A 5,478-nucleotide genomic window follows, 5' to 3' on the forward strand; every position below is an offset into this window, starting at 1 on the left:
TCCTCGGGCTTGACCCGAGGATCCACACATCCGCACCGTCTCGTCTGTGGTTTGGATCCTCGGCTCAAGGCCGAGGATGACGGAGGAGAGGTGGGAGGCTGGAAAATGACGGAAGATGGGAGGTGAGGGGCAGCGAGAGGCGAAGGCGACATAGGAGGCGAGGGTGTAGGCCTGCACCGGCAAGCCGTCGACCCCGAGCCACCGATCTCGACCCTCCGGCCAGCCCGGCCTTACGGGTTCCACTCGCCGGCAACCTGCCGCGTCGCCACGTTGAAGCGGTTCCAGACATTGATCGCCGCGATCTCCACGACGAGGGCGGCCAGCGTCTTCTCGTCATAGTGGCGGGCGGCCTCGTTCCAGATCGTGTCCGGAACCGGCTCCTCGCGGTCGGCGATGCGCGTCAGCGCCTCGGTCAGGGCCAGTGCCGCGCGCTCGGCATCCGTATAGAACGGCGCCTCGCGCCAGGCGGCGACGGAGAGGATGCGCCGGTCGCTCTCGCCGGCCTTCTTCATCATGCGCGGATGCAGATCGACGCAGAAGCCGCAGCCATTGATCTGGCTGGCGCGCAGATGCACGAGATGGGCGGTCTTTTCCGGCAGGTCCGTCTTCTGGGCCGCACCCTGCAGCGCCTGCATGGCCTTCATGACTTCGGGCAGGACGGCGACGATATTGGTCATACGGGATTGCATTTTTATGCTCCTTGCACTGTTTTCGCTTCGACGGCTGCGAGCCCTGTCACACCGGTGCGGCTTCGTTCGTCATGGCCATGACGCCGCGAACCGAGGGAGTGTGACCGATGAGCGAAAAAAAAGTTTTGGACCGAGCGTTTCGAGGCCGAGCGCGGCCGTCTGCGCAGCGTGGCCTTCCGCATGCTGGGCTCGCATGCGGAGGCGGATGATGCCGTGCAGGAGGCGTGGCTTCGGCTGGAGCGCGCCGGTGACGGTATCGAAAACCCGGCAGGATGGTTGACCACCGTCGTCGGCCGCATCTGCCTCGACATGCTGCGCGCCCGCACGAAGCGCCGCGAAGATCCGATCGATGGCGACGAGGGGGAGGTGCAGCACGCCGATCCCTCAGCCGGCGCCGATGAACAGGCGGCGCTCGCGGATTCGGTCGGCCTGGCGCTGCTCGTCGTGCTGGAGCGCCTCGCGCCCGTCGAACGCCTCGCCTTCGTGCTGCACGACATGTTCGACGTGCCTTTCGAGGAGATCGGCCGCATCGTCGATCGCTCCCCGGTCGCCGCCCGCCAGCTGGCGAGCCGCGCCCGCCGCCGCGTGCAGGGCCTGCCGGAAACGCCGTCCGCCGATTACGACCGCCGCAAGAATGTCGTCGCCGCCTTCCTCGCCGCTTCGCGCGACGGCGATTTCTCCGGCCTGCTCGCCGTGCTCGATCCCGATGTCGTCTTCCACGCGGATGCCGATGCCGTCCGACTCGGTTCGCTCGCAGAAATGCACGGCGCCCAGGCCGTGGCGACCAATTTCAAGGGCAAGGCGACGGCGGCAAAGCTCGCCCTCATCGATGGCCAGCTCGGCCTCGCCGTCATTCTCGGTGGCGCGCTCAAGCTCGTCGTGCTCATGGAGGTCGAGGGCGATCACATCATCGCGATCGACTCCATTGCCGATCCGGTACGCATCGCGGCCTGCGAGGTGGAGTATCTGTAGGCGGCGGCCACAAGGAGATACCCCGAAGCCTCGACATTCCCCCACCCACCAACGTCATGTCAGGCCTTGAGCCGAGGATCCATGCCACAGGCAAGGCGGTGCGGATGTGTGGATCCTCGGGTCAAGCCCGAGGATGACGGAGAGGAGAGAGAGCAGCCGGCGGGCGGCTGCGGAGACTAAATGCCGATCCGCCCGATCGCCGGGATCTTGATCGCCGGCCGCATCACGTCGACGCCGGCGACGAGGCCCATGATGTGCAGCTCCAGCCCGCTGCGCATGCCGGCGGAAACGCCGATGAGGCCGTAGAGCGTGGCATGCACGTCCCTGCCATCCGCATCCACGGCAAAGAGCTTGCCCTCCGGCAGGTAGTCGCGCCCCACGGCATCCGGCGGCAGCACGACGCCGAGTTCCGGCACGCTGCGCAGCACATGGGCGACGAAGGTGTTGGAGTTCGGCCCCGGCCAGAGGCGGTAGGCGCCGGGCTTCGAATAGGGATAGGCGGCAATCGCCTTCTCGATTTTCGGGATCAGCCGCGCAGCCTCTTCGCCGCTCACGGAGACGACGGTGTGCGGCGTGTTGGAATACCAGAAGGCGTCGGGCGCATAGGCGTTCTTGCGCACCGGTGTGCCCCAGCCGACCTTGTCGTAACGGTTGTAGCTTGCGGCATTCGCCGCCTTTGTGACGATCCAGGCATGGCTCGCCACCGCGCCCTTCAGGCCGCCTGTCGCGGCGGAGAAGATGTGGATCGTCGCCTGCGGCGTCGTCTTCGCCTCCGGCAGGATGCCGGCGGAGGTCCAGTTCGCCTCGCGCCAGTTGGCCGGACGATCCTTGATGTACCAGTAGCCGGCGGCGCCAAGGGCGGGCATCAGGTAGATCACGAGAAAGAGGACAAGGACGTTCCTCAGCAATTTCATGCGGGCGCTCCGAAACCGAGTGGGCAGTTCGATCGATTTCGGATAATACCGCAGCGGAAATCGGAAATTTGAGGGCACGATCATGGCAAATCCGGTACTTGTCGAAGTCACGCGCGGCAATCTCGTCGAAAGCCGCCATCGCGGCATGGTCGTGGTGGTCGATGGCGATGGCGCGGTGGTGTTTTCGCAGGGCGATATCGATGGCGGCGTCTTCCCCCGCTCGGCCTGCAAGGCCATGCAGGCATTGCCGTTGATCGAAAGCGGTGCCGCCGATGCCCATGCCTTCGGCAATCAGGAACTGGCGCTCGCCTGCTCCTCGCACAGCGGTGAAGCGGCGCATGCGCGGCTGGCCGGCTCCATGCTCGCCGCCGCGGGCGTCGATGAGAGCGTGCTGGAATGCGGCGCGCACTGGTCCTTCGAGCAGCCCGTGCTGATCGGCCAGGCCCGTCTGCTCGACCGCCCGACGGCTCTGCACAACAATTGCTCCGGCAAACATGCCGGCTTCGTCTGTGCCGCCTGCCACACCGGCAAGGACCTCAAGGGCTATGTGCGCTACGAACACCCCGTGCAGGCCGAAATCCGCGGCATCATGGAAAGTCTGACGGGCGCAGCCCTCGCCGTCGACAATTGTGGCGTCGACGGCTGCTCGATCCCGACCTATGCCGTGCCGATGAAGGGCCTTGCTCACGGCTTTGCGAAAATGGCGACCGGCGTCGGCCTCGGCGCCGAGCGCGCAAAGGCCTCGCGCCGCCTGATGGACGCGTGCATGGCCGAGCCCTTCTTCGTCGCCGGCACGGGCCGCGCCTGCACCCGCCTGATGGAAACCGCCCCCGGCCGCATCTTTGCCAAGACCGGCGCCGAAGGCGTCTTCTGCGCCGCCATTCCGGAAAAGGGCCTCGCCATCGCGCTGAAATGCGAAGACGGCACGACCCGCGCCGCCGAAAGCATGGTCGCCGCCACGCTTGCCCGCTTCTTCACGGAAGAGCCCGACATCCACGCCGCCCTGATCGCCCAGGCCAACCGCTCCATGAAGAACTGGAACGGCATCCATGTCGGCGATATCAGGGTGACGGACGCGCTCGCGGCCTGATCAGGCTTCCAGTATCTCCACATCCAGTTCCCGATAGGGCGCCAGCATTTCCGGTGCGAGGCTATCCGGCACGATAAGGCCGGTGGCGAAGCCTGTCGGCATGATCTTCCAGGGGGAGGCGCGGCCGAGTTTTTCGGCGGTCAGCAGCACCCAGGTCGCGGCGGCGTTGTCGGCGATGAGGCGTTTGGTGGCGGCTTCCTCCATGTCGCCGGTCGTTAGGCCGTGCGTGGGGTGGGCGGCCGTCACGCCCAAGAAATAGAGGTCGGCCTTCAGGCCGCGGATCGCCTCCAGCGCAAGCGCCCCCGTCGTCACCATCGAATGTTTGTAGAGCCGTCCGCCGATCAGCACGACCTCGGCGGTCGGGTGGCGTTCGAGTTCGCAGGCGATCGTGGGGCTGTGCGTCACCACCGTGAAGGCGAAGCTGCGCGGCAGCGCGCGGGCAAGCGCTGCCGTCGTCGTGCCGCCGTCGAGAAAGATCACCTGACCCGGCGCGATCATCGCCGCCGCGCGCGCGCCGAGCGCGGCCTTCTCGTCGGTTGCCAGCGTCTGGCGTGCGGCGAAATCCGGCAGAGCGGGGGCAAGCGGCAGCGCCCCGCCATGCACGCGCTTCAACAGCCCTTCCGCCGCCATTTCCCGAAGATCCCGGCGGATCGTGTCCTCTGACAGATCCAGCTCCGCCGCGAGCGTCTTGGCGACGATTTCCCCGTCGCGGGTCAGGCGCTGGGCGATGAGCGCCTTTCTCTGGCTGGTCAGCATATCCGAACTCCGTCTTGACTCTGCACGAAACTGCACGAATAATCGTGAAATATCCAGAATAATCCGGATATTTCGTGCAAAATGTAAGGAGCAAGACATGTTGATCCTGATTGCCGGCCCCTATCGTTCGGGCACCGGGGATGACCCGCAGAAGATGGCGGAGAACCTGAAGCGGCTGGAGGCGCCGTCCTATGCGCTGTTCAAGGCCGGCCATGTGCCGATGATCGGCGAATGGGTGGCGCTGCCCGTCTGGCATGCGGCCGGTGGCCAGGAGATCGGGGATGCCCTGCACGAGGAGATCTTTTATCCGACGGCGCATCGCCTGCTCGAACTCTGCGAGGGCGTGCTGCGCCTGCCCGGCGACAGCAAGGGCGCCGACAACGACGTGCGCATCGCCCGCGAACGCGGCATTCCGGTCTGGCATCGGCTGGAGGATGTGCCGGGCTGCGCGGCGGCGGCGTAATTTTTTCGAAAACCTTGTCGGGAAGGGGCGGCGTGTTACGTCCTTGTGGCATGACGGGGTGAACACGCCCCGCATCGCCAACAATCAAGGAGGATTTCCATGCGCATGATTTTCGTCAACCTGCCCGTCAAGGACCTGCCGGCGACCCGCCGCTTCTTCGCGGCGCTGGGCTTTACCTTCAACGAGCAGTTCTCCGACGATACCGCCGCCTGCATGGTGGTGGACGAGAACATCTTCGTCATGCACCTGACCGAGGAGAAATTCGCCCAGTTCGTCAACGGCAAGGTCGGCGATCCCGAACAGCAGACGCAGGCGCTGACCTGCTTCTCCGCGGTCAGCCGCCAGGAAGTCGACGACTTCAAGGCCAAGGCGCTGGCCGCCGGCGGGCGCGAATGGAAGCCGAACATCGAATTCGGCCCGATGTACGGCTGCTCCTTCCAGGACATCAACGGCAATGTCTGGGAGTTCATGCATATGGATCAGTCGGGCGGCCAGGGCTGATCAATATCCCTTTAAAATGAGGCCTGCGCCTGATGGCGCAGGCCTTTTTGTTTAGTCGTCGTGGCTATGCGCTTCCGCGACGAAGCTGAGTGT

General features: G+C 65.6%; 6 protein-coding genes and 1 pseudogene. 4 read left to right on the top strand and 3 right to left on the bottom strand.

From position 1 onward, the window contains the following. Nucleotides 1-230: 230 nt before the first annotated feature. The gene (locus ACOZK4_RS08710) at nt 231-689 is read right to left on the bottom strand and encodes a carboxymuconolactone decarboxylase family protein (RefSeq protein WP_313529084.1); all 459 of its coding nucleotides are present in this window, start codon (nt 687-689) and stop codon (nt 231-233) included. A gap of 114 nt (nt 690-803) precedes the next feature. On the opposite strand from ACOZK4_RS08710, the pseudogene ACOZK4_RS08715 reads away from it, so the two are divergent. After that, nucleotides 804-1,661, top strand: a pseudogene (locus ACOZK4_RS08715) (sigma-70 family RNA polymerase sigma factor); the annotation flags it as partial. Nucleotides 1,662-1,837: 176 nt separating this feature from the next. On the opposite strand, the gene ACOZK4_RS08720 reads toward ACOZK4_RS08715, so the two are convergent. Next, entirely contained in the window at nt 1,838-2,575 is a 738-nt protein-coding gene (locus ACOZK4_RS08720; RefSeq protein ID WP_421591543.1) for a DUF3750 domain-containing protein, read from the bottom strand. A gap of 82 nt (nt 2,576-2,657) precedes the next feature. Between ACOZK4_RS08720 and ACOZK4_RS08725 the strand changes: the two genes are divergently transcribed. Beyond that, complete coding sequence (locus ACOZK4_RS08725) at nt 2,658-3,665, top strand: asparaginase (protein WP_421591544.1); 1,008 nt, start codon at nt 2,658-2,660, stop codon at nt 3,663-3,665. On the opposite strand, the gene ACOZK4_RS08730 is transcribed toward ACOZK4_RS08725, so the two are convergent. Beyond that, complete coding sequence (locus tag ACOZK4_RS08730) at nt 3,666-4,421, bottom strand: DeoR/GlpR family DNA-binding transcription regulator (RefSeq protein WP_421591545.1); 756 nt, start codon at nt 4,419-4,421, stop codon at nt 3,666-3,668. A 97-nt stretch (nt 4,422-4,518) separates the two neighbouring features. Here ACOZK4_RS08730 and ACOZK4_RS08735 point away from each other — a divergent pair, with 97 nt between their 5' ends. Together ACOZK4_RS08735 and ACOZK4_RS08740 are read left to right on the top strand one after the other, a co-directional pair. Continuing rightward, complete coding sequence (locus ACOZK4_RS08735) at nt 4,519-4,884, top strand: DUF4406 domain-containing protein (protein ID WP_313529096.1); 366 nt, start codon at nt 4,519-4,521, stop codon at nt 4,882-4,884. A 99-nt stretch (nt 4,885-4,983) separates the two neighbouring features. Beyond that, nucleotides 4,984-5,385 carry a VOC family protein gene (locus ACOZK4_RS08740; RefSeq protein WP_421591546.1) on the top strand — a complete coding sequence of 134 codons (402 nt, stop codon included), beginning with the start codon at nt 4,984-4,986 and terminating at the stop codon, nt 5,383-5,385. The last annotated feature ends 93 nt before the right edge of the window (nt 5,386-5,478 follow it).

This window comes from Shinella sp. M27 (assembly GCF_049199905.1).
GTDB lineage: Bacteria > Pseudomonadota > Alphaproteobacteria > Rhizobiales > Rhizobiaceae > Shinella.

Excerpts from the sequence above, each read along its gene's own strand:
- ACOZK4_RS08710 (WP_313529084.1), bottom strand. The coding sequence starts at position 689 with ATGCAATCCCGTATGACCAATATCGTCGCCGTCCTGCCCGAAGTCATG.
- ACOZK4_RS08735 (WP_313529096.1), top strand. The coding sequence starts at position 4,519 with ATGTTGATCCTGATTGCCGGCCCCTATCGTTCGGGCACCGGGGATGAC.
- ACOZK4_RS08720 (WP_421591543.1), bottom strand. The coding sequence starts at position 2,575 with ATGAAATTGCTGAGGAACGTCCTTGTCCTCTTTCTCGTGATCTACCTG.
- ACOZK4_RS08740 (WP_421591546.1), top strand. The coding sequence starts at position 4,984 with ATGCGCATGATTTTCGTCAACCTGCCCGTCAAGGACCTGCCGGCGACC.
- ACOZK4_RS08725 (WP_421591544.1), top strand. The coding sequence starts at position 2,658 with ATGGCAAATCCGGTACTTGTCGAAGTCACGCGCGGCAATCTCGTCGAA.
- ACOZK4_RS08730 (WP_421591545.1), bottom strand. The coding sequence starts at position 4,421 with ATGCTGACCAGCCAGAGAAAGGCGCTCATCGCCCAGCGCCTGACCCGC.